Here is a 21,396-nt window from a genome sequence, read left to right as displayed (position 1 = left end):
GTTCAGGCACGACAGAAGTTGACGGTCACTTCGACCGTAGCGAGAGCGCAGACGCCTCGCGACCGGGCACGGACAGGGACAGAAGGGGAGAAAGGGCAATGAAGGGCACTGTTGGTGAGCTCGGTGAGTTCGGGCTCATCAGGGAGCTCACCTCCCGTCTCACCACCACACCGGCGGTCCGGGTCGGCCCCGGCGACGACGCCGCGGTGGTCGCCGCGCCCGACCGCAGGGTCGTGGCCAGCACCGACATCCTGGTGGAGGGCCGGCACTTCCGCCGCGACTGGTCCACGGCCTACGACGTCGGCCGCAAGGCCGCCGCGCAGAACCTCGCCGACATCGCCGCGATGGGCGCCGTGCCCACCGCGCTGCTGCTCGGCCTGGTCGTCCCGGCGGACCTGCCGGTGACCTGGGCCGCCGAGCTGATGGACGGGCTGCGCGACGAGTGCCAGGTCGCGGGTGCCGCCGTGGTCGGCGGCGACGTGGTGCGCGGCGACACCATCACCGTGTCGATCACCGCGCTCGGGGATCTGCGCAACCAGGAGCCCGTCACCCGGGCCGGCGCCCAGCCCGGCGACATCGTCGCGGTCACCGGCTGGCTGGGCTGGTCCGCGGCCGGGCACGCGGTGCTCTCCCGCGGCTTCCGCTCCCCGCGCGCCTTCGTCGAGGCCCACCGGCGCCCCGAACCCCCGTACCACGCGGGTCCGGCGGCGGCCGGACTCGGCGCCACCGCCATGTGCGACGTCAGCGACGGGCTGATCGCCGACCTCGGGCACATCGCCGAGGCCAGCAAGGTGCGCATCGACATCCGCTCCGGGGCCATCGACATCCCCTCGCAGATGAACGACATCGGCCAGGCCGTCGGCGTCGACCCCATGCAGTGGGTGCTGACCGGGGGAGAGGACCACGCGATCGTGGCGACCTTCCCGCCGGACGTGAAGCTGCCCGCCCGCTGGAAGGTGATCGGCGAGGTGCTCAACCCCTCGGCGCTGCCCCAGGTGACGGTCGACGGGGCGCCGTGGACCAGCAAGGGCGGCTGGGACCACTTCGGGGACATCGAGTCATGACCGGGCCCACCGACAGCGCGGCCGCCCGCCAGGCGCCGCCCCGGGTGCTGACCGTCGCGGGCTCCGACTCCGGCGGCGGCGCGGGCATCCAGGCCGACCTGAAGACCATGCTGGCGCTCGGCGTGCACGGCATGAGCGTCCTCACGGCGGTGACCGCGCAGAACTCGCTCGGCGTGCAGGGCGCCTGGGAACTGCCGGTGGAGGCCGTGCGCGCGCAGTACCGCAGCGTCGTCGACGACATCGGCGTCCAGGCGGTCAAGACCGGCATGCTGGCCACCGCCGAACTCGTCGAGGCCGTGGCCGAGTTGCTCGCCGGCACCGATGCGCCGGCGGTCGTCGACCCGGTGGGCGTCTCCAAGCACGGGGACGCCCTGCTCGCCTCCTCCGCACTGGACTCCGTACGGACCAGGCTCCTCCCGGTCGCCACCGTCGCCACCCCCAACCTCGACGAGGTGGCCCAGCTCACCGGGATCCGCGCCGGAACGGAGGACGAGATGCGCCGTGCGGCCGCCGCCGTACTGGCCTACGGCCCGCGCTGGGTCGTCATCAAGGGCGGCCACCTCCCCGGCGACGCGGTGGACCTCCTCACCGACGGCTCCGAGGAGCACTGGCTCCGCGCCCCCCGCCACGACAACCGCCACACCCACGGCACCGGCTGCACCCTCGCCTCCGCCATCGCCGCCGAACTGGCCAAGGGCCGCCCCGTCCCGGAAGCGGTCGCCGCGGCCAAGGACTACGTCACGGGCGCCATCGCCTCCGGCTTCGCCCTGGGCGCGGGCATCGGCCCGGTGGACCACGGCTGGCGCTTCAGGCAGCGGGGGGCCTGAGCGGATCGCCCGGGAGCCGGTGCACACGGTCCCGCGGGGAGCGCGGGGTGTGCGGCGGGGCGCACGGAGCGTGGTGCTGAGCTCTGCGGCACGGCACCGGCACAGGTACAGCAAAAAGCCGGTCCACCTGAAGGTGGACCGGCTCAGTGCGGCGAACCGGCTGTGGTTGCGCGCTCAGCGATTGCGTCAGCGCGAGACCTTGCCGGCCTTGATGCACGAGGTGCAGGCGTTCACGCGCTTCGGCGTCCCGCCGACCACGGTACGCACACGCTGGATGTTCGGGTTCCAGCGGCGGGACGTACGGCGGTGCGAGTGCGAGATGTTGTTGCCGAAGCCCGGCCCCTTGCCGCAGACGTCGCAGTTGGCAGCCACGGGTCACTCCAAAGACTTCAGATGCACTTACGGTGGATCCCGGCATGCCGGGATCAACACACGGGCCCCGGTTACGGAGCCCCTGGGGATCCGAGTGGCGTTGCCAGGGGAGACGCCCGATCAGGATCGGGCAACCGGAGCAGCATACATCGGCTGCACCCGTAGAACGAAACTACCATGGCTGCCCGGGGACCCGCCCACGGCCCTCTTCCGGCGATCAGGCCCCCACGGTCTACGCTGCGTGCCACGTCCAGCTCAGGGAGGCGCAGGTGGCGCAGGTGCCGCAGACGTTCTTCGATGCTCCCGCGGTGCGGACCTGGTGCGGTCTGGCGCTCGAGGCGCTGGGGCGCTCACGCGAGGAGATCGACGCGATCAACGTCTACCCCGTGGCGGACGGCGACACCGGGACCAACCTCTTCCTGACCGTCGAGTCGGCCGCGGCCGCCGTCGAGGCGGTGTTCGCCGGCCACGAGGCGGGCGTCGGCGCCGGCACCGGGACGGAGTCCGGGACCGGGCCCACGCTCGCCGACACCGTACGGGCCATGGCGCACGGCGCGCTGATCGGGGCGCGCGGCAACTCCGGCACCATCCTGGCGCAGCTGCTGCGCGGCATGGCGCAGGTGCTGGCCGCGGACGAGACGCCCGGTGCCAGTGCCGACGGCCCGCAGCTGCGGCTCGCGCTGCGGCAGGCGGCCGACGCCGCCCGCGAGGCGGTCGCCCACCCGGTCGAGGGCACCGTGCTCACCGTCGCCGCGGCCGCCGCCGACGCGGCCGGGGACGCGGAGGGCGACTGCGGGGCGGTGGCCCGCGCCGCCTACGAGGGCGCCAGGGCGGCACTCGACCAGACCCCGGACCAGCTGGCCGTGCTGCGCAGGGCGGGCGTCGTGGACGCGGGCGGACGCGGCCTGCTGGCGGTGCTCGCGGCGCTGCTGGGAGCCTTCACCGGAGAGCTGCCGAAGGACGCCCTGGGCGGCGCCCACACGCGCCTCGGGCCCGCCGGGTCACAGGGAGCCGGCGAGACGGCCCCGACGGCCGGCGAGCCGCAACAGCCCCGGGGCGAGGACGGCGCCCCGGCGCCCGTCGGGCCCGCCTTCGAGGTGATCTACCTCCTGGAGGCCGAGGACGAGGCGGTCGAGCGGCTGCGGACCCGGCTCGACTCGCTCGGCGACTCGCTCGTCGTGGTCGGCGGCGACGGGCTGTGGAACGTGCATGTGCATGTCGACGACGCCGGCGCCGCGGTGGAGGCGGGCGTCGAGGCCGGGCGGCCCTACCGTATCCGGATCACCCACTTCGCCGACGGCGACGTCCACACCACGCACGCCGAGCGCCCGCTGCGGGAGCGGGCACAGCGGGCCGTGGTGGCCGTGGTGCCGGGCGAGGGGCTGGCCGGGCTGTACACCGAGGCCGGCGCGACGACCGTGCTCGCCCGCCCCGGCGAGCCCCCGGCCAGCGGCGAGCTGGTCGAGGCGGTACGGCGGGCGCACGCGCGCGAGGTGGTGCTGCTGCCCAACGACGAGGAGCTGCGCCACACCGCCGCGGCCGCGGCCGAGCAGGCCCGCGCCGAGGGCATCCGGGTGGCGCTCATCCCGACCCGCTCCGCCGTGCAGGGCATCGCCGCGCTCGCCGTGCACGAGCCGGAGCGCCGCTTCGACGAGGACGTGGTGTCCATGACGTCCGCGGCCGGCGCCACCCGCTACGGGGAGGTCACGGTCGCCGAGCGCGAGTCGTGGACCACGGCCGGCATCTGCCAGGCCGGGGACGTCCTCGGCCTGGTCGACGGCGACGTGGCGGTGATCGGCGACGACGTCCGGGCCATCGCCGCAGACGTCCTCGACCGGATGCTCGCCGCGGGCGGCGAGATGGTCACCCTGGTCCTCGGCGACGACGCCCCCGAGAACGTCGCAGACCACCTGGAGGCCCGCGTCCGTGAGCGCTACCTCGCCGTCGACACGGTCGTCTACCACGGCGGCCGGCAGGGTGCGCTGCTGCTGATCGGGGTCGAGTGAACGGAAGGGCGGCTCAGCCGTCCTCCTGACGTGCCTCCTCCGCCTCCTCCTGCGGTGCCGCCGCGTCCTCCTCCCGCTGCTCCGCGAGCCGCAGCAGCTGCTCGGCGTCGGTGCGGCGGGCGCGAGCAATGTCGTCGTCCGCCGGGGCGTTCTCACAGGCCTCGAGGACGGCCCGCGCGTGGGCGGCCGCGGTGTCCGGGCGGCCCAGCTCGGTCGCCAGCCAGGACGCGGCCAGCTGGGCCTGGGTGCGCTCGTGCAGCAGCTCGGGGCCGGCGGTGCCGAACGCGGTGATCGCCTGGTCCAGCCGGGCCGCCGCCTCCTCCCGTGCGGCCTCCCGGACGTCGCCGTCCCGGGCGTCGTCGCCCGCCCAGCGGAGCAGCAGTTCGGCGAACTGGCGGTGGGTGTGGCCCAGCTCGGCGGTCAGCCGCAGGCGCGCCGTCTCGTCGCCCGCCTCGTCCCGCGCCGCCGCGCACTCCGCCGCCGCCTCCGCCATCAGGGTCCGGGCGGGGCCCGGGTCCTCCGCGGCCGTCCGCAGCGCCAGCCAGGCGCGGGCCCGCAGCGAGCGGACCAGGCCCGGGGTGTCACCCACGGCCCGCCACAGCTCGCCCGCACGGGCGAAGGCACGCTCCGCCTCCTCGGGCAGGCCCGCCAGCTCCAGGCTGGACGCGGCCAGATGGGCCAGCGTGGCGTGGTCCTGCTGCTCGGGCCAGTGGCGGGCGATGTCGGCGGCCCGCAACCGCCGCTCGGCCGCCGCGCGGTGCTCGCCGAGTTCGCTCAGGCAGTCCCCGAGCCACCACAGCGTCTGGACGACCGGGCCGTCCCCGTGGGTCTCGACGGTCAGATCGGGCAGGGCGGACTCCAGCACCTCCGCGGCCTCGGCCCACCGCCCCTGCCGCAGCAGCAGCCCGCCGAGCAGGTGCCGCGCCCAGGCGCCGAGCGCCTCTCCCCCGCCCGCCTCGTCGGCCCAGTGCGCCGCCTCCAGGGCGTGGCCGGCGGCCTCCGGCACCCGGCCGGACCCGGCGGTGAGCTCGGCGAGCTGGAGGTGCAGCTGCGCCCGCCCGGACGGCTCGAGATACGGTCCGCCGTGCTCCAGCGCGGACCGCAGCGCCCGTTCCGCGCCGGCGTCGTCGCCCAGATGGTGGGCGAGCTGCGCCAGCCGCACCTCGTACTCCGCGGCGAACCACGGCAGGCCCGCCGCCACGTACTCCTCGGCCGCCCGCCCGAACAGCTCGGCGGTCCGCTCGATCCCGCCCCTGCGGCCGGCGAGTTCCCCGAGCAACGCTCGTCCCTCGGCGCCCCGAGCGGCCAGCTGGACGTCCTCACCGGTGCGCCCGTCGACGAGCGCGAGCACGGCACGGACGGCCTCCTCCGCCTCGGCGAGCAGGGACTCCGGGCCGGCGGCCTCCCGGGCCTCGTCCCGGCCGCTCTCCTGGGCCCCGGGGGCGGCCTTTGCGGAGTCCTCCCGGGCTCCCGTGGCCGCCGTGGCCTCCTGCACGCGCCGCACCAGGATCCGGGCGCGGGACATCAGGACCGAGGCGGTCTGGCGTATGCCGGTGGAGCCGTCGGCGTGCAGGGCCAGGATCCGTTCGTGGAGGGGAGCGACCGCCGCCAGCGCCTCGTCCGTCGCGCCCGCCAGGGCCCGGACGTACGCGGCGCGCGCACGGGCCGCCAGGGCTTCGCCGGGGTCGCCCGCCTCCGCGTACAGCTCGGCCGCCCGCTCGAAGAGGTGCACCCCCTCGGGGCCGAGACCCATCGCCTCGTGCTCCGTCATCTCGGCGCGGTCCCTGGCGTCCAGCTCCACGCCCTCGGCCGCCCGGGCCACCGCCGCCCACGCCTCCACCGCGTGCGGCTGCAGGGTGTCGGAGAGCCGGCGGGCCTCGGCGATCAGCGCCGGCAGGTCCGGCTCGCCGTTCCCCCCCGAGCCGGAGGAGGGCGGCTGGGGTGCTGCGGCGACGGGGGCCGCCACCGGACGGGTCCCGGCCGACACGGGCGTGCGCACGCCCAGCGGCAGGCGGTCCGCCAGCGGGCGCTGCTCCATCCGGGCGCGGGCCCGCTCACTGACGTAGGTGGTGCCGTTGCGCGTGTCGAAGCGGGCGGCCAGGGCCAGCGCCTCCCGGCGTGCGTACGCGGCGAGTCCCGCCGCGGTCCAGGACCGGCCGGAAGGCCCGGGCACCTGCCGCTCGCCCAGGCCCAGCGCGGTCAGCCGCTCCATGAGCAGGGTCACCACGCTCAGGAAGTCCAGCTTGCTGCGCGGGTGTCCTTCGTCGGTGAAGTACGCGGGGCGCTCCGCGAGGAGTTCCAGACCCCGCGCCTCGTTGCCGGACAGCGCGCAGAACTCCACATGGTCGGCGAAGGCGCCGCGCATGCTCTCCATGGGGCGCACCAGCCGGAAGCCGCGCAGATGGTTGGCGCGTGCCTCGTCCGTGCGGCCCAGCCGCAGCAGCGGCAGCAGGGAGGAGGCGAGCACGGCGTGCGGTTCGTGGGCGCAGGTGTACTCGCCCTCCAGGACCGGCCGCCACAGCCGCAGCGCCTCCTCGTCCCGGCCCCGCTCCACCTGCCACCAGCCCTGCCCGTTCAGCTCGCAGGCATGGCAGTCGGCCATCGAGTCGCGGTCCGCTGCCAGCCAGGCCGCATACGCCCGTTCGGCCCGCCCGATGTCACCCACGTGCGCGGCGACGCTGAACTCCGCGCTGCGTACCGCCCGTTCGGAGTGACCGGCCAGCTTGTAGCGGTGCTCCATCTCGCCGAGCCACTTCTCGATCGAGGCGAGCGGGATGTGCGGCTGGTCGAGCATGCCGGCCGAGACCCACTTGAACACCCAGTGCAGGGAGTGCGTCTCGTACTCGTCGAAGTCCTCGGGGTGTTCGTCCCACATGCGCAGCAGCCGGGCGAAGGGGACGAACATCTTCCCCTTCTCCGAGCTGTAGTTGTAGACCTGCAGCTGGTGCCCGAGCGCCTCGATCACGGCCAGCGGCAGGTTCAGCTTCTCGGCCTCGGCGAGCAGCTGCTCCGCCCGCGCGTTGCGGGCCGGCCCCTCCGGCTGTCCGGCGTTCTCGGCCATCGCCCGGCGCAGGGCGTCGATGTCCGTGATCTCACCCATCGGTGCCCCTTCTCCGAACCCCGTCACCGGTCCTCCTCCGGGTGCGTGGCCCACTCCAGCAGGCCGATGAAGGCCCGGTTCAGCAGCGCCGAGTCGGCGGGCCGCAGCGGTCGCTGGGCCATCAGCAGCGCCTGCCCGTACAGCGACTCCGTGGCGGTGCCGATCAGCTCCGGATCGCCCAGCGAACTGATCCGCCGCACCAGCGGGTTGAGATGGTTGAGCACCAGCCGGGCACGGGGCGCGCTGCCGCGCAGCGAGCCGAGGATGCCCGCCCACAGTTCGTCGGCCTGCTCCTCCGCCTCGGCCCGCGCCTGCTCGTGCCGCATCTCGCGGTCGTCCAGGTGCAGCGCGGGCACCGACAGCGGGTGGAAGGCGCGCAGCACCACGTCGCAGCCCAGCGGATCGAGCCTGGCGCGGGCCGCCGCCAGGAAGTCCGACAGGGCCAGCTCCTCGGCCGGGTCGACCGCGTCCAGGTGCGCGGTCACGGTGTCCGCGTCCAGCTCCGCGACCGCCGTGCCCGGCCGCACCGAGGGCAGCGCCTCGACCAGTTCGGAGTCGTAGGTGTAGCCGCCGTTGATCACGCCGATGCCCTGCGCCGAAGCGATCGGCGCGACCTGCCGGTACTCCTCCACCGTCCGCGTGAAGTGCACCACCGGGTGCCGCTGCGCGAACTCCTCCAGGGACAGCCGCCCGTCCGTGGTCTCGAACGGCAGCCACGGCAGCATGGTGCGCAGCATCTCCGCGTCGTGCCGGGCCAGCGACTTCACGCCCAGGTGATGCACCGACAGGAACGCCGCGAGCCGCTCCGGATCGCCCGTGGCCAGGCCGGTCAGCCAGGCCCGGATCCGCTCGCCCAGCGCCTCGCGCACCCCGGCCAGCGTTTCGTCCTCGTACAGCGCCTCGCGGGAGGCGGTGGGACGCAGGCTGTCCGTGTCCAGCACGCAGCGCACGAAGAACGCCCAGTCGGGCAGCAGCTGTTCGGCCCGCTCGGTGAGCAGCATGCCCTTCAGGTGCACGCGGTGCCCGGCCCGCTGCGCCGGACTGACGGCCGACGGCAGCACGTACGCCACCCCGCGGATCCCGGCCAGCGGCACGTTCAGGTCGATGGTGTCCAGCGGGGTGAAGCCGAACAGCTCGTGGCAGTGCCGGGCCAGCGCCACCCTGCGGGCGGCCGGGCTGGGGTAGGGCCGGTCCCAGGGCGCCGGAAGGTCGGTGACCGCCTCCCCGCCCACCCGCACGTCGTACGGCAGCAGCGAGCCGAAGTCCCGCGCCAGCCGCAGCACCCGCTCCTCGGCCAGCCACTCGGCGGCGCCCGCCCGCGCCGTCAGGTGCACGGTGGTGCCCGGTTCCGGGCGGGCCCCGTCGGGCAGGGTGCGCACGGTGTACGAGCCGTCGTCGCGGGCCGTCCACTCCACCGGCCGGGCATCCGGCGTACGGGCGCTGCGGCTGACCACCCGGATCCGCTCGGCCACCACGAAGCACGCCAGCAGCCCGATGCCGAACTGCCCCAGGAAGTCCGAGCGGGCCTCCTGGAGCCCCTCGGCGCGCTTGGAGCTGCGCCCGATGGTGGCGAGCAGGCTGTGCACGTCCGCCTCGGTGAGCCCTACGCCGGTGTCCTCCACGCGCAGTTCCCCGCCCCCGGCGTGCAGCCGCACCCGGGCGGGGGCGTCGGGCTGCTCGGCGCGCCGGGCGGTGATGGCGTCCACCGCGTTCTGCAGCAGTTCCCGCAGATAGACCTTCGGACTCGAGTAGAGGTGATGGGACAGCAGGTCCACCAGGCCGCGCAGGTCCACCTGGAAGGTGTGGGGCGACTGGGAGGGCTGGGGTGTCTGAGCTGCCTGGGAAGCCTGTGAGATCTGGGAATCCATCGTCACGGCGCCGGTGGGGGCTCGCTGCGGCGCGGGGTCGGGCGGCCCCGGCGAGGCGGTGACCGCGGAGAGGAGTGGCCGGAGCGCGCCATCCTAGGGCCCCTCCAGCGCCCCTGACCAGCACTTTCCCGAGACCTTACGGAAACGGGCCAGGGCGGCGCGGCAAAGCGGGGGCCGCCGGCCGTCCCGCCCGGACACCTCGGCCACCCCGACCGGCGGCCCCGGCTCGCGACGGGCCGGTCGCACCGGGCGCCGAACCGGCGGCCCCGCGGACCGCCCTCGGCCGGGGCCGCCCCCTCGGCCCGGGCAGCGCTCGGCCGCCCCGGCCGGGGCGGCTCGGTTCGTCGGGCCGGTGGGAGCGCCGCGGTGGCCCCGGGCTTGCCTGCGGACCGGCTCGCGACGGGCCGGTCGCACGGCTGGAAGCGGAACCCAGTGCCCCGCCCTGCGACGCCCAGACGCGCATCCGCGCGCGGGAGACCGTCGGTCGTGGCCTGCGGCAGCGGGCGTTCACGGTCACCCGGGGGTCGGGGGCGTGGTGTTCTGTGGTTCGGTGGGGCTGGTTTGGGGACGGGGGCTGGCGCGCTGCTGGCATGGAACGGCGGTCCGGTTCCGGTGGGCGGGTGTGCTCGGGTGGGGGCCGTCGGTCGTGGCCTGCGGCAGCGGGCGTTCACGGTCACCCGGGGGTCGGGGGCGTGGTGTTCTGTGGTTCGGTGGGGCTGGTTTGGGGACGGGGGCTGGCGCACCGCTGGAAGCTGAACGGGCGGCCCCGGCCCGGTGGCCGGGCGCATCCGGGCGCCGGAGACCGGCGCGAGCGGCCCGCGGCAGCCGGCGTTCACGGTCACCCGGAGACCGGGCGGCGGCGCGGGACGTTCCCGCATTGTCAGTGGTGTGGTGTGCAATGGATCTCGTGCCCGCACTGGAAGAACCGTTGAAGAAGGTGCTCGGCCCCGCCACCGCGAAGGTGATGGCCGAGCATCTCGGCCTGCACACCGTCGGCGACCTGCTCCATCACTACCCGCGCAGATACGAGGAGCGCGGGCAGCTCACGCACCTCGCCGACCTGCCCATGGACGAGCACGTCACGGTGGTCGCCCAGGTCGCCGACGCCCGCCTGCACTCCTTCGCCTCCGCCAAGGCCCCGGGCGGCCGCGGCCAGCGCCTGGAGGTCACCATCACCGACGGCAGCGGCCGTCTCCAACTGGTCTTCTTCGGCAAAGGCGTCCACAAGCCCCACAAGGAACTCCTGCCGGGCACCCGCGCGATGTTCGCCGGCAAGGTCTCCGTGTTCAACCGCCGCCTGCAACTCGCCCACCCCGCCTACGAATTGCTGCGCGGCGACAGCGAGGAGACGGTGGAGAACTGGGCCGGCGCCCTCATCCCGATCTACCCGGCCACGGCCAAGCTGGAGTCCTGGAAGATCGGCAAGGCGCTCCAGACGGTCCTGCCCAGCGCCCAGGAGGCCGCCGACCCCCTCCCGGCGTCCCTGCGCGAGGCGCGCGGACTGCTGCCGCTGCCCGAGGCGCTGCTGAAGATCCACCGCCCGCACACCAAGGCGGACATCGAGCAGGCCCGCGCCCGTCTGAAATGGGACGAGGCCTTCGTCCTCCAGGTCGCGCTGGCCCGCCGCCGCCACGCCGACGCCCAGCTCCCCGCCGTCGCCCGCAGACCGGCCCCTGACGGCCTGCTCGCCGCCTTCGACCGGCGGCTGCCCTTCACCCTCACCGAGGGCCAGCAGAAGGTCTGCGAGGAGATCTTCTCCGACCTGGCGACCGAGCACCCGATGCACCGGCTGCTCCAGGGTGAGGTCGGCAGCGGCAAGACCCTGGTCGCCCTGCGCGCCATGCTCGCCGTGGTGGACGCCGGGGGACAGGCGGCGATGCTCGCGCCCACCGAGGTGCTCGCCCAGCAGCACCACCGCTCCATCACCGAGATGATGGGCGAGCTCGCCGAAGGCGGCATGCTCGGCGGCGCGGAGAACGCCACCAAGGTGGTGCTGCTCACCGGCTCCATGGGCGCCGCCGCCCGCCGCCAGGCCCTGCTCGACCTGGCCACCGGCGAGGCGGGCATCGTCATCGGCACCCACGCCCTGATCGAGGACAAGGTCCAGTTCCACGACCTGGGCCTGGTCGTGGTGGACGAGCAGCACCGCTTCGGCGTGGAGCAGCGCGACGCCCTGCGCGGCAAGGGCAAACAGCCGCCCCACCTGCTGGTGATGACGGCCACCCCCATCCCGCGCACCGTCGCCATGACCGTCTTCGGTGATCTGGAGACCTCCGTCCTCGACCAGCTCCCGGCCGGCCGCTCGCCCATCGCCAGTCACGTCGTCCCGGCCGCCGACAAGCCGCACTTCCTGGCCCGCGCCTGGGAGCGCGTCCGCGAGGAGGTGGCCGGCGGCCACCAGGCGTACGTGGTCTGCCCGCGCATCGGGGACGAGGCCGACGACCCCAAGGCGAAGAAGTCCCCCGAGGACGAGGCGGAGAAGCGCCCGCCGCTCGCCGTCACGGACGTCGCGGCGCAGCTTGCCGAGGGCCCCCTCAGCGGGCTCCGGGTCGAGGTGCTGCACGGCCGTATGCCGCCCGAGGACAAGGACGCGGTGATGCGCCGCTTCGCCGCCGGCGAGACGGACGTCCTGGTCGCCACCACCGTCATCGAGGTCGGCGTCAACGTCCCCAACGCCACGGTCATGGTGATCATGGACGCGGACCGCTTCGGTGTGTCCCAGCTGCACCAGCTGCGCGGCCGCGTCGGCCGCGGTTCCGCCCCGGGACTGTGCCTGCTGGTCACCGAGATGCCCGAGACGAGCGCCGCCCGGCAGCGCCTGAACGCCGTCGCCTCCACGCTCGACGGCTTCGAGCTCTCCCGCATCGACCTCGAGCAGCGCCGGGAGGGCGACGTCCTCGGCCAGGCCCAGTCCGGCACCCGCTCCAGCCTGCGCATGCTCGCCGTCATCGAGGACGAGGAGATCATCGCCGAGGCCCGGCAGGAGGCGGCCCGGATCGTCGCGGCGGACCCGGACCTCGAGCGGCTGCCCGCGCTGCGCACGGCCCTCGAGGCCCTCCTCGACGAGGAACGCGAGCAGTACTTGGAGAAGGGCTGAGCGGGACGTGCACCGGGGCTGACAGGGGCTGAGGAGGCCTGATCCGCCGACTGGACTGCCAGACTGGACGTGTAATCACCCCCGATTCGAGGACCAGAGATGACCCGCGTGATCGCCGGCACCGCCGGCGGACGTCGAATCGCCGTACCCCCGGGCACCGGCACCCGCCCCACCTCCGACCGGGCGCGCGAAGGTCTCTTCTCCACCTGGCAGTCCCTCCTGGGCGGCCCCCTGGACGGCGAACGCGTCCTCGACCTGTACGCAGGCTCCGGAGCCGTCGGCCTGGAGGCGCTGTCCCGCGGCGCCGGCCATGTGCTGCTCGTCGAGGCCGACGCCCGGGCGGCCCGCGTCGTGCGCGAGAACGTCAAGAGCCTCGGCCTGCCCGGCGCCGAGGTGCGCCACGGCAAGGCCGAGCAGATCATCAGGACGCCCCCGGCCCAGCCGTACGACGTGGTCTTCCTCGACCCCCCGTACGCGGTCACGGACGACGATCTTCGCGAGATTCTGCTCACACTCCGCTCGGAGGGCTGGCTCGATAAGCAAGCGCTCGTCACCGTGGAGCGGAGCACCAGAGGCGGAGAATTCGCCTGGCCGCCGGGCTTCGACGCCATCCGGTCCCGCCGCTACGGCGAGGGAACGTTTTGGTACGGTCGCGCCGCCTCTACGTGCGAAGACGCACGATGACCGGACCGGAGAGCGAGGGAACACAAGTGCGCCGCGCCGTATGTCCCGGGTCGTTCGACCCGATCACCAACGGACACCTCGACATCATCTCCCGCGCTTCCAGGCTGTACGACGAGGTCTACGTCGCGGTGATGATCAACAAGTCGAAGAAGGGCCTTTTCGAGATCGACGAACGCATCGATCTCATCCGCCAGGTCACCTCCGAGTACGAGAACGTCCGCGTCGAGGCCTTCCACGGCCTGCTCGTCGACTTCTGCAAGGAGCGGGACATCCCCGCCATCGTCAAGGGCCTGCGCGCCGTCAGCGACTTCGACTACGAGCTGCAGATGGCCCAGATGAACAACGGCCTCACCGGCGTCGAGACCCTCTTCGTCCCCACCAACCCCACCTACAGCTTCCTGTCCTCCTCCCTGGTCAAGGAGGTCGCGGCCTGGGGCGGCGACGTCTCGCACCTGGTGCCGCCGGCCGTCCACGACGCACTCACCCGGCGCCTGCGCAAGGACTGAACGGCCCGCCCGGGGCTACAGTTCGTCCCGTCCGTCTCCAACACAGCTGTAGAGAGTGGCGAGCACAGGTGGACGTGCAGAAGAAGCTCGACGAGATCGTCGCCGCGGTCTCCGGGGCCCGGTCGATGCCCATGTCGGCCTCGTGCGTGGTCAACCGCGCGGAACTGCTCTCGATGCTGGAGGAGGTGCGCGCGGCCCTGCCCGACTCCCTCGCCCAGGCGCGGGAGGTCATCGGCGACCGGGAGCAGATGGTCGAGCAGGCCCGCCAGGAGGCCGAGCGGATCATCCAGTCCGCGCACGCCGAGCGCGGCAAGCTGATCTCCGAGACCGAGATCGCCCGCCGCTCGCAGGCGGAGGCCGACCGGATCCTCGCCGAGGCCCGCAAGGAGGCCGAGGAGATCCGCGCCGAGGCCGACGACTACGTCGACTCCAAGCTCGCCAACTTCGAGGTCGTCCTCACCAAGACCATCGGCTCGGTCGGCCGCGGCCGCGAGAAGCTGCTGGGCACCGGGCCCGGCCTCGACGAGCAGGGCTACGAGGACGAGGACGCCCCCGAGCGCAGCCAGGACCCGGAGACCCTGCGCCGCACCGCCGACGAGTACGTGGACGCCAAGCTGGGCGCCTTCGAGGCGGTCCTGGCCAAGACCCTGGAAGCGGTCGGCCGCGGCCGTCAGAAGCTGCACGGCAGGATCGCCACCGACGACCTGGGCGCCCTCGCCGGCGACTCCACGAGCGTCCAGCACTCCAGCGACGCCGACTACCTCGCCGACCTGGCCTCCGTGGCCGGGCAGCAGAGCCCGCCCGCCCAGCCGGTCCCGCAGCAGCGCCAGGACTACGCCCCGCCGCAGCCCCAGCAGCAGCCGGATCCCGCCTACGGCTACCAGCAGCAGGCCGACCCCTACGCCGGTTATCAGCAGCCCTACGGCGGCCAGGACGCCTACGGCTACCAGCAGGCCGACCCGTACGCCTACCAGGGCTACGACGCCGGGCAGCAGCAGCCGTACGACCCGAACCAGGCCGCGGGCCGGCACCACGCCCAGCAGGCCGGGCACGGCCCGCAGCAGGGCCACACCCTCGACGAGACCAGCCTCTTCGACACCAGCATGATCACTCCCGAGCAGCTGCGGGCCTACGAGCGCGAGCGGGGCCTGTAGCCGCCCGCAGGCCGGTCACCGGGCCCCGCCGCGGGCCCACGGCGGGTCCCGGCGAGGGCGGATTGGGCCGAGAGCGGAAGGTCCAGTATCCTGGCTCTTCGGTCGCGCGTATGCCCGCGATCGACGCTGCCCCGGAACTCCGAACGGCAGCACCCCCTCAGCTCGAAGACCGAAAGCAGGAATGGCCCTGAACGCCCGCCTCGACCACCGCAACCCTCTCGTGCTCGACACACACGAGCTGGGTCGGCGGCCTGGTGCGCTGCAGCGCCTGACCCGCACGGTCGACGCTCCCAAGGACTTCGGTATCCAGGGAGTCATCGGAGTGCCGGAGGGCGCCCCGGTGGAGCTTGAGCTCCGCCTCGAGTCCGTCATGGAAGGTGTGCTCGTCACCGGCACCGCCCGTGCGAAGGCCGAGGGGGAGTGCGTAAGGTGTCTGGAGCCCGTCGAGCTGCGGCCCGATGCGGACTTCCAGGAGATGTTCTCGTACCCTGACGCCGACGACCGGGGCCGTGTGATCACGGAACCGGCCGACGACGCCGAGGACGACGAGGACAGGCTCTTTGTCGAGGACGGTCTGATCGACCTCGAGACCGTGCTGCGCGATGCGGTGGTGCTCGCACTGCCGATGCAGCCGGTGTGCCGGGAGGACTGTGCAGGTCTGTGCTCCGAGTGCGGAGTCAACCTGAACGACGACCCGGACCACCACCACGACGCCGTCGACATCCGTTGGGCGGCTTTGCAGGGACTCGCCGACACCATGAAGGCCGGCGAGAAGGACGAGATGAGCGGCGCCGAACCGGGCGTCGACGAGAAGCAGGAGAAGTAGCCGTGGCTGTTCCGAAGCGGAAGATGTCGCGCAGCAACACGCGCCACCGCCGGTCGCAGTGGAAGGCTGCGGTCCCCACCCTGGTTGCGTGCGAGCGCTGCCACGAGCCCAAGCAGCAGCACATCGCGTGCCCGTCTTGCGGCACCTACAACAAGCGCCAGGTCCTCGAGGTCTGAGCGGCTGGTGAGAGGCACTGTGTCCACGCCGAAGAAGAACTCAGCGGACAATCAGGCCTCGTCCCACACGCTTCTGGAAGGGCGGCTCGGCTACCAGGTCGAGTCCGCCCTTCTGGTACGTGCGCTGACCCACCGTTCCTACGCGTACGAGAACGGCGGTCTGCCGACCAACGAGCGGCTGGAGTTCCTCGGGGACTCCGTGCTCGGTCTCGTGGTCACGGACACGCTGTACCGCACCCACCCGGACCTGCCCGAGGGCCAGCTGGCCAAGCTGCGGGCCGCGGTGGTCAACTCGCGGGCGCTGGCGGACGTGGGGCGCAGCCTCGACCTGGGTTCCTTCATCCGGCTGGGCCGCGGTGAAGAAGGCACGGGCGGCCGGGACAAGGCCTCCATCCTCGCCGACACGCTCGAAGCGGTGATCGGCGCGGTCTACCTCGACAAGGGGCTCGACGCCGCGGCGGAGCTGGTGCACCGCCTGTTCGACCCGCTGATCGAGAAGTCCTCCAACCTCGGCGCCGGCCTGGACTGGAAGACATCGCTCCAGGAGCTCACCGCGACCGAGGGGCTCGGCGTCCCCGAGTACCTGGTCACGGAGACCGGCCCCGACCACGAGAAGACCTTCACTGCTGCCGCCCGCGTCGGAGGCGTCTCGTACGGCACCGGCACCGGCCGCAGCAAGAAGGAGGCGGAGCAGCAGGCCGCCGAGTCCGCCTGGCGGTCCATCCGGGCCGCGGCGGACGAGCGCGCCAAGGCGGCGGCAGAAGCCCAGGAGGCCGTCACGGCCGCCGAGGCCAAGGCCGCCGAGCAGCAGCAGAACGCCGACGCGTCGTCGGCCTCCGCCTGACGGGCAGCACACGCCGCCCGACGGGCAGCACACCGCGCGCCTGCCCGAGCCGACCGAGCTGTCACACCCGAGCGCCCGCCCCACGACCGGGGCGGGCGCTCGGGTCGTACACCGGCCCGCACGGGGGGGCCGGACACCACCGGAGGGGACGACACATGCCCGAGCTGCCCGAGGTCGAGGTCGTACGGCGCGGACTCCAGCGGTGGGTCGCCCACCGGACCGTCGCAGACGCCGAGGTGCTCCATCCGCGCGCCGTGCGCCGCCACCTCGCAGGCGCCGACGACTTCGCGCACCGCCTCAAGGGCCACCGCATCTGCACCCCGAGCCGCCGCGGCAAGTACCTGTGGCTGCCCCTCGAGGACACCGGCCAGGCGATCCTGGCCCACCTGGGCATGAGCGGACAGCTCCTCGTCCAGCCGCACACCGCGCCCGACGAGAAGCACCTGCGCGTCCGCATCCGCTTCACCGACGCCCGGGACACCGAACTCCGCTTCGTCGACCAGCGCACCTTCGGCGGTCTGTCGCTGCACGACACCACGTCCGAGGGCCTGCCCGACGTCATCGCGCACATCGCCCGCGACCCGCTCGACCCGCTCTTCGACGAGGAGGCCTTCCACCAGGCCCTGCGCCGCAAGCGCACCACCATCAAGCGGGCTCTGCTCGATCAGTCCCTGATCAGCGGCGTCGGCAACATCTACGCCGACGAGGCGCTGTGGCGCGCCCGCATCCACTACGACCGCCCCACGGCCGGCTTCACCCGCCCGCGCACCCTGCTCCTGCTGGGCCACGTCCGGGACGTCATGAACGCCGCCCTCTCCGCGGGCGGCACCAGTTTCGACAGCCTCTACGTCAACGTCAACGGCGAGTCCGGCTACTTCTCACGTTTTCTGCATTCATACGGAAGGGAAGGCAGACCGTGCCACCGCTGCGGGACGCTGATCGTGCGCGAGCGGTTCATGGGACGCTCCAGCTACTTCTGCCCGAAGTGTCAGCGAAGACGCTCGTCGAGAGCTTCTGACCGATAGCCGGGCACACGCGACACCTACGTTTCCGATCGCGACTCTATTCGACCCGCCGTGGGACCATGCGTCGCAGCAGGAAGTGGAGTCCCGCATAGTGGTCCAGTCACTCGGTGGCTGGCCTCGTCGCCGATGTCGACGTAGACGCGGCCATCGTGTGATCCTTCGAGCAATCTCCTACAACCCCTCGAACGGAAACACACGATGACCGCTCCTCACAGTGTCGACCCCGCGACCGTGCTCCGCGAAGCACTCGGTGACGTGTCGCCGGATCTGATGCGGCACCTGCTGCAGACGATCATCAACGCCCTCCTGTCCGCCGAAGCCGACGCCGTCGTCGGAACCGAGTACGGGCGGCCCGGCCCGGACCGGATCACCGAGCGCAACGGCTACCGGCACCGCGACCTCGACACCCGGGTCGGCACGATCGATGTCGCCGTCCGGAAACTCCGAAGGGCTCGTAGTTCCCGGAGTGGCTCCTCGAGCGCCGCAAGCGCGCCGAGAGGGCCCTGATCACGGCCGTCGCGGACTGCTACCTCGCCGGGGTCTCCACCCGCCGGATGGACAAGCTCGTGAAGACTCTCGGCATCCGCGCCCTCTCGAAATCCCAGGTGTCTCGCATGTCGGCGGACCTCGACTGGCACGTCGACCAGTTCCGCAACCGCCGGCTCGACGAGGCCGGGCCGTTCACGTTCGTCGCCTGCGATGCGCTCACGATGAAGGTCCGCGTGGGCGGACGCGTCGTGAACACGGTCGTGCTCATCGCGACCGGCGTCAATGCCGACGGGAGGCGTGAGGTCCTCGGGCTGCGGGTCGCGACCAGCGAGACCGGGCTGGCCTGGAATCAGTTCTTTGCCGACCTCGTCTCCCGCGGCCTGACCGGTGTCCGCCTCGTCACCTCCGACGCGCATGCCGGTCTCGTTGACGCCGTGACCGCGAACCTGCCCGGAGCGGTCTGGCCGCGCTGCCGCACCCCAGTACGCCGCGAACCTCATGTCCGTGACCCCGAAGAGTCTCTGGGCGGCGGTCAAAGCGATGTTGTACTCGGTCTACGACCAGTCCGACAAGACTGCTGTCGACGTGCAGTTCGACCGGCTCCTCAACTACGTCGCCGAGAAACTCTCCGACGTTCACGATCACCTCGACGCTGCGAGGGCGGACGATCTCGCGTTCACGAGCTTCCCGAAAGACGTCTGGACCCAGATCTGGTCGAACAACCCGGACGAGCGCCTCAAAAGGGAGATCCGTCGCCGCACCGACAGCGTCGGCATCTTCCCGAACCGGAACGCGATCGTCCGCCTGTTCGGCGCGGTCCTCGCCGAACAGACCGACGAATGGGCCGAAGGTCGCCGCTACCTCGGGCTCGAACTCCTCGGCCGCTGCCGACTCAGCATCATCCCCGACATCGGAGAGGAGACTACCGCCGCCGACCCCGTCCTCGCCCTATCCGCCTAACCCCGACCAACTCGATCGATCACACGAGCACCACACCACTCCATGGGACTCGACCTCGGAGGATCGCCCCGGTCATGGTTCATCATCCGCGACCCGCTCGTTGGCACGCGGTTGGTCCCGAGGGCCCCGCGCGGGTCGTCGGCGCGACAATCACGGGAACCGCTCGATACTGCGTGATCCGAAGCTCGATCACGCGGCGGTCGTCACGCGGATCAACATCCGGCGTGCAGGGTATGTGATTGGTGACCAGCTGGCACAGGCGGCGTCATTCCAGTCTGTGACGACGTTGTCGAGTTCCCGCACGAATCAATCCAAGATGAACTTGCGTCGGGCGGAATGGCTTCGACATTTCGGAGCCTGCGTGTCAGTGGTCGGTATGCGGATTTCGCGATCGCCGCTTCGATCATCTGCACGGTCTTCTCCGGTTCTTCGACTTCGACGTAGAGTCTCTTGAGGTCGTCGTCCTCGAGTGAGATGACGATCGCCTTGGCAGGGTCTGCGACGTCCCAGAAGACGCGATCGCCGTCCTGGGAGAATGTTCCACCCAGGTACCGCCGTAGGCGTCCGTTCCCAAGATCTTGCGTCCGGGCCAGTGCTTGGCCTCGGTGAGCCCGGGCCCCGCGAACCTGTGTCAGCGGGATTGACAGCTCGCTCTTGAGTGTGCCGAGCTTGCGGATCCCCTGGATCCGCGCGACGAGTTCGCCATCCTTGATAGTCACATCGGCAATCTTCTTCTCCTTCTTCAGTCGGTTGCGCGGGTCAGGAAGTCAATCCTGCACGTTGGAGCAATCGGGAGTACACCTGATCGGCGACCGAAAACGGCTGTGCCTCCATCGCCGCTACGGTGCGCTTCGAGATTTCCGCCACCAAAGGGTCCGTCGCAGCCCGCTCCCTCAGGGCCACGATGAGCAGATCTGTCACGAGGCCTCGATCTGCGCTCGTCTCGGTCGCGACCTTGAACGCCTCGCGGAAAAGCCCTGCCTTGCTGCCGAATGCTCCATAGAGGCTTCCCCTCTGCAGCCCCGTCGCGTCCACAAGTCGATTCACGCTGCACGCTTCGAAGCCGTGCTCGGCGAACGTGCGCGCGGAGGACAGCAGCACATCGTGCCGATCAAACTGCGCAACCCCGACCATGTTTCATGGATAGCCATTCTTGAATGACCGGTCAAGGTTGCTGTGGGGAGTCCTCTTGCGCCTGGCGTCGCGTGGTGTAGGCCGTGTGTGCTGCGAGGGTGGCGGTCACGGCGAGCACGGCGACACTGAAGGCGCTCACCGGGAGGTGTCTGGTCAGCGGCATCGCGACGAATGTGAGCACGATGAGCACTGCGGCGGCGATGAAGCGGGATCGGGTGAGGCGTCCGAAGCGGGATCGGAGGAAGAGGACGTTGCCGACGAGGTAGACGAGCGGTCCGGCCGATGTCACCAGGACGGTGGCAGGGGTGAGGTGGTCGTGCGAGAGTCTCTGCTCGATCGACACCGCGACGAGGATTGCGCCGAGGACCATGAGCGCGTGAGCGTACGCATACGCCGAACGCAGTGCCGCCGTCGAGGAATCGCCGCCGCGAGTCTCCGGGCCTGCGAGTGCGAAGTAGTTCCACCAGAGGACGAACAGCGACGCGAAACCGATCACTGCGCTCAAGGCAAGTGACCCAGTGAGCTGTCCGCTGGCGACGATGCTGCCGCCCATGAGCAGAATCGACTCTCCGAGCGCGATGATGAACACGAGGCGGTTGCGTTCGGCGAGGTGGTCGGCATCGGTGTCCCAGTGCTCCATCGGAGCGGAGCCGAGCCCCGGGATGCGGTACTGCGCGAGGGGCGCGGCATAGTCGACCACGACCGCAACCACCCACAGGGCGAGTCTGGATCCTGCGGGCAGTGCCGCCCCGAGCACCCAGAACACACCCGCCAGGAGGGTCCACAGCAGCAGCATCCGGTAGTTGGCCGCGAGACGGTGACCGCGGTACGCGATCATCATGAAGACCGGGCGGATGACGCCCATGAGCAGGTAGCAGCCGACGAAGAGCCAGGCCGCATCCTCGAACGCACGTGGGATGGCGATGGACATGCCCAGCGCCGTGAGCATGAGCACTCCGCAGAGCAGTTGGACCTGTGTGCGACCGGGGTCGAGCCAGTTCATCGCCCAGGTCGTGTAGTTCCAACCCCACCACAGCGCGGCGAACACCACGACGGTCTGTGCGGCCCCCTCCCAGGAGAGATGCTCGATCAGCACGTGCGACAGCTGGATGATCGCGAAGACGTAGACCAGGTCGAAGAAGAGCTCGACGGGGCCCACCTCGGAGCGGCGGTGCCCGGGGCGGGCGAGTGCAGCGGTGGCCATCGGGGATACCTCCGGGTCGTGGGAAAAGCTGTGGTGGCGCACCTCGAGCGGGCGTCCGGA

At 72.0% G+C, this 21,396-nt stretch carries 17 protein-coding genes and 1 pseudogene; 12 read left to right on the top strand and 6 right to left on the bottom strand.

Annotation, left to right across the window (positions count from 1 at the left end):
• Positions 1 to 98: 98 nt before the first annotated feature.
• Together HCJ93_RS16860 and thiD are read left to right on the top strand one after the other, a co-directional pair.
• The gene (locus HCJ93_RS16860) at positions 99 to 1,064 is read left to right on the top strand and encodes a thiamine-phosphate kinase (RefSeq protein WP_167996542.1); all 966 of its coding nucleotides are present in this window, start codon (positions 99 to 101) and stop codon (positions 1,062 to 1,064) included.
• Positions 1,061 to 1,891, top strand: coding sequence for a bifunctional hydroxymethylpyrimidine kinase/phosphomethylpyrimidine kinase (thiD, locus tag HCJ93_RS16855; RefSeq protein ID WP_167996541.1), 831 nt, complete (start codon positions 1,061 to 1,063; stop codon positions 1,889 to 1,891). Before HCJ93_RS16860 ends, thiD begins: the two co-directional genes overlap by 4 nt.
• 186 nt (positions 1,892 to 2,077) lie before the next feature.
• Here the strand turns inward: thiD and rpmB are convergent, their stop codons facing one another.
• Positions 2,078 to 2,263: a 50S ribosomal protein L28 gene (gene rpmB / locus HCJ93_RS16850; RefSeq protein ID WP_003993230.1), complete on the bottom strand. Its 186-nt coding sequence runs from the start codon at positions 2,261 to 2,263 to the stop codon at positions 2,078 to 2,080.
• A 269-nt stretch (positions 2,264 to 2,532) separates the two neighbouring features.
• Here rpmB and fakA point away from each other — a divergent pair, with 269 nt between their 5' ends.
• A complete protein-coding gene (gene fakA, locus HCJ93_RS16845) occupies positions 2,533 to 4,269 on the top strand; it encodes a DAK2 domain-containing protein (RefSeq protein WP_167996540.1) in 1,737 nt (578 codons plus the stop codon).
• A 13-nt stretch (positions 4,270 to 4,282) separates the two neighbouring features.
• On the opposite strand, the gene HCJ93_RS16840 is transcribed toward fakA, so the two are convergent.
• Both HCJ93_RS16840 and HCJ93_RS16835 read right to left on the bottom strand, forming a co-directional pair.
• Positions 4,283 to 7,369 carry a tetratricopeptide repeat protein gene (locus HCJ93_RS16840; RefSeq protein ID WP_167996539.1) on the bottom strand — a complete coding sequence of 1,029 codons (3,087 nt, stop codon included), beginning with the start codon at positions 7,367 to 7,369 and terminating at the stop codon, positions 4,283 to 4,285.
• A gap of 23 nt (positions 7,370 to 7,392) precedes the next feature.
• On the bottom strand, positions 7,393 to 9,237 hold the full coding sequence (locus tag HCJ93_RS16835) for an HSP90 family protein (RefSeq protein WP_167996636.1): 1,845 nt from the start codon (positions 9,235 to 9,237) through the stop codon (positions 7,393 to 7,395).
• A gap of 898 nt (positions 9,238 to 10,135) precedes the next feature.
• Here HCJ93_RS16835 and recG point away from each other — a divergent pair.
• From recG to HCJ93_RS16790, 9 genes and pseudogenes are all read left to right on the top strand, one after another.
• Complete coding sequence (gene recG / locus HCJ93_RS16830; protein WP_167996538.1) at positions 10,136 to 12,334, top strand: ATP-dependent DNA helicase RecG; 2,199 nt, start codon at positions 10,136 to 10,138, stop codon at positions 12,332 to 12,334.
• Positions 12,335 to 12,433: 99 nt separating this feature from the next.
• Positions 12,434 to 13,018, top strand: a complete 585-nt coding sequence (gene rsmD, locus HCJ93_RS16825) for a 16S rRNA (guanine(966)-N(2))-methyltransferase RsmD (RefSeq protein WP_167996537.1) — start codon at positions 12,434 to 12,436, stop codon at positions 13,016 to 13,018.
• Positions 13,019 to 13,044: 26 nt separating this feature from the next.
• Complete coding sequence (coaD, locus tag HCJ93_RS16820; protein WP_309141428.1) at positions 13,045 to 13,524, top strand: pantetheine-phosphate adenylyltransferase; 480 nt, start codon at positions 13,045 to 13,047, stop codon at positions 13,522 to 13,524.
• A 68-nt stretch (positions 13,525 to 13,592) separates the two neighbouring features.
• Positions 13,593 to 14,678, top strand: coding sequence for a cell division initiation protein (locus tag HCJ93_RS16815; protein ID WP_167996535.1), 1,086 nt, complete (start codon positions 13,593 to 13,595; stop codon positions 14,676 to 14,678).
• A gap of 181 nt (positions 14,679 to 14,859) precedes the next feature.
• Positions 14,860 to 15,504 carry a YceD family protein gene (locus tag HCJ93_RS16810; protein ID WP_167996534.1) on the top strand — a complete coding sequence of 215 codons (645 nt, stop codon included), beginning with the start codon at positions 14,860 to 14,862 and terminating at the stop codon, positions 15,502 to 15,504.
• 2 nt (positions 15,505 to 15,506) lie between these two features.
• Complete coding sequence (rpmF, locus tag HCJ93_RS16805; RefSeq protein WP_003951102.1) at positions 15,507 to 15,680, top strand: 50S ribosomal protein L32; 174 nt, start codon at positions 15,507 to 15,509, stop codon at positions 15,678 to 15,680.
• 19 nt (positions 15,681 to 15,699) lie between these two features.
• A complete protein-coding gene (gene rnc, locus HCJ93_RS16800; RefSeq protein WP_167996635.1) occupies positions 15,700 to 16,524 on the top strand; it encodes a ribonuclease III in 825 nt (274 codons plus the stop codon).
• A 155-nt stretch (positions 16,525 to 16,679) separates the two neighbouring features.
• Entirely contained in the window at positions 16,680 to 17,549 is an 870-nt protein-coding gene (gene mutM / locus HCJ93_RS16795) for a bifunctional DNA-formamidopyrimidine glycosylase/DNA-(apurinic or apyrimidinic site) lyase (protein WP_167996533.1), read from the top strand.
• 198 nt (positions 17,550 to 17,747) lie between these two features.
• Positions 17,748 to 18,998 (top strand): annotated as a pseudogene (locus tag HCJ93_RS16790) (IS256 family transposase).
• Between the two features lie 212 nt (positions 18,999 to 19,210).
• Here HCJ93_RS16790 and HCJ93_RS16785 read toward each other — a convergent pair.
• The 3 genes from HCJ93_RS16785 to HCJ93_RS16775 form a co-directional block, all read right to left on the bottom strand.
• A complete protein-coding gene (locus HCJ93_RS16785) occupies positions 19,211 to 19,717 on the bottom strand; it encodes a hypothetical protein (protein WP_167996532.1) in 507 nt (168 codons plus the stop codon).
• A gap of 40 nt (positions 19,718 to 19,757) precedes the next feature.
• On the bottom strand, positions 19,758 to 20,132 hold the full coding sequence (locus HCJ93_RS16780) for a helix-turn-helix domain-containing protein (RefSeq protein WP_167996531.1): 375 nt from the start codon (positions 20,130 to 20,132) through the stop codon (positions 19,758 to 19,760).
• Positions 20,133 to 20,163: 31 nt separating this feature from the next.
• On the bottom strand, positions 20,164 to 21,396 hold a 1,233-nt coding region (locus HCJ93_RS16775), incomplete at its 5' end, for a low temperature requirement protein A (RefSeq protein WP_206317543.1).

Origin of the sequence: Streptomyces composti (assembly GCF_012034205.1) — a bacterium.
GTDB classification, from domain to species: domain Bacteria; phylum Actinomycetota; class Actinomycetes; order Streptomycetales; family Streptomycetaceae; genus Streptomyces; species Streptomyces composti.
The sequence above is the reverse complement of the archived record's forward strand: the minus strand, read 5'-3'. Positions and strand labels throughout refer to the sequence as shown.

Excerpts from the sequence above, each read along its gene's own strand:
- HCJ93_RS16860 (WP_167996542.1), top strand. The coding sequence starts at position 99 with ATGAAGGGCACTGTTGGTGAGCTCGGTGAGTTCGGGCTCATCAGGGAG.
- thiD (WP_167996541.1), top strand. The coding sequence starts at position 1,061 with ATGACCGGGCCCACCGACAGCGCGGCCGCCCGCCAGGCGCCGCCCCGG.
- HCJ93_RS16840 (WP_167996539.1), bottom strand. The coding sequence starts at position 7,369 with ATGGGTGAGATCACGGACATCGACGCCCTGCGCCGGGCGATGGCCGAG.
- HCJ93_RS16835 (WP_167996636.1), bottom strand. The coding sequence starts at position 9,237 with ATGGATTCCCAGATCTCACAGGCTTCCCAGGCAGCTCAGACACCCCAG.
- recG (WP_167996538.1), top strand. The coding sequence starts at position 10,136 with ATGGATCTCGTGCCCGCACTGGAAGAACCGTTGAAGAAGGTGCTCGGC.
- rsmD (WP_167996537.1), top strand. The coding sequence starts at position 12,434 with ATGACCCGCGTGATCGCCGGCACCGCCGGCGGACGTCGAATCGCCGTA.
- HCJ93_RS16810 (WP_167996534.1), top strand. The coding sequence starts at position 14,860 with ATGGCCCTGAACGCCCGCCTCGACCACCGCAACCCTCTCGTGCTCGAC.
- mutM (WP_167996533.1), top strand. The coding sequence starts at position 16,680 with ATGCCCGAGCTGCCCGAGGTCGAGGTCGTACGGCGCGGACTCCAGCGG.
- HCJ93_RS16780 (WP_167996531.1), bottom strand. The coding sequence starts at position 20,132 with ATGGTCGGGGTTGCGCAGTTTGATCGGCACGATGTGCTGCTGTCCTCC.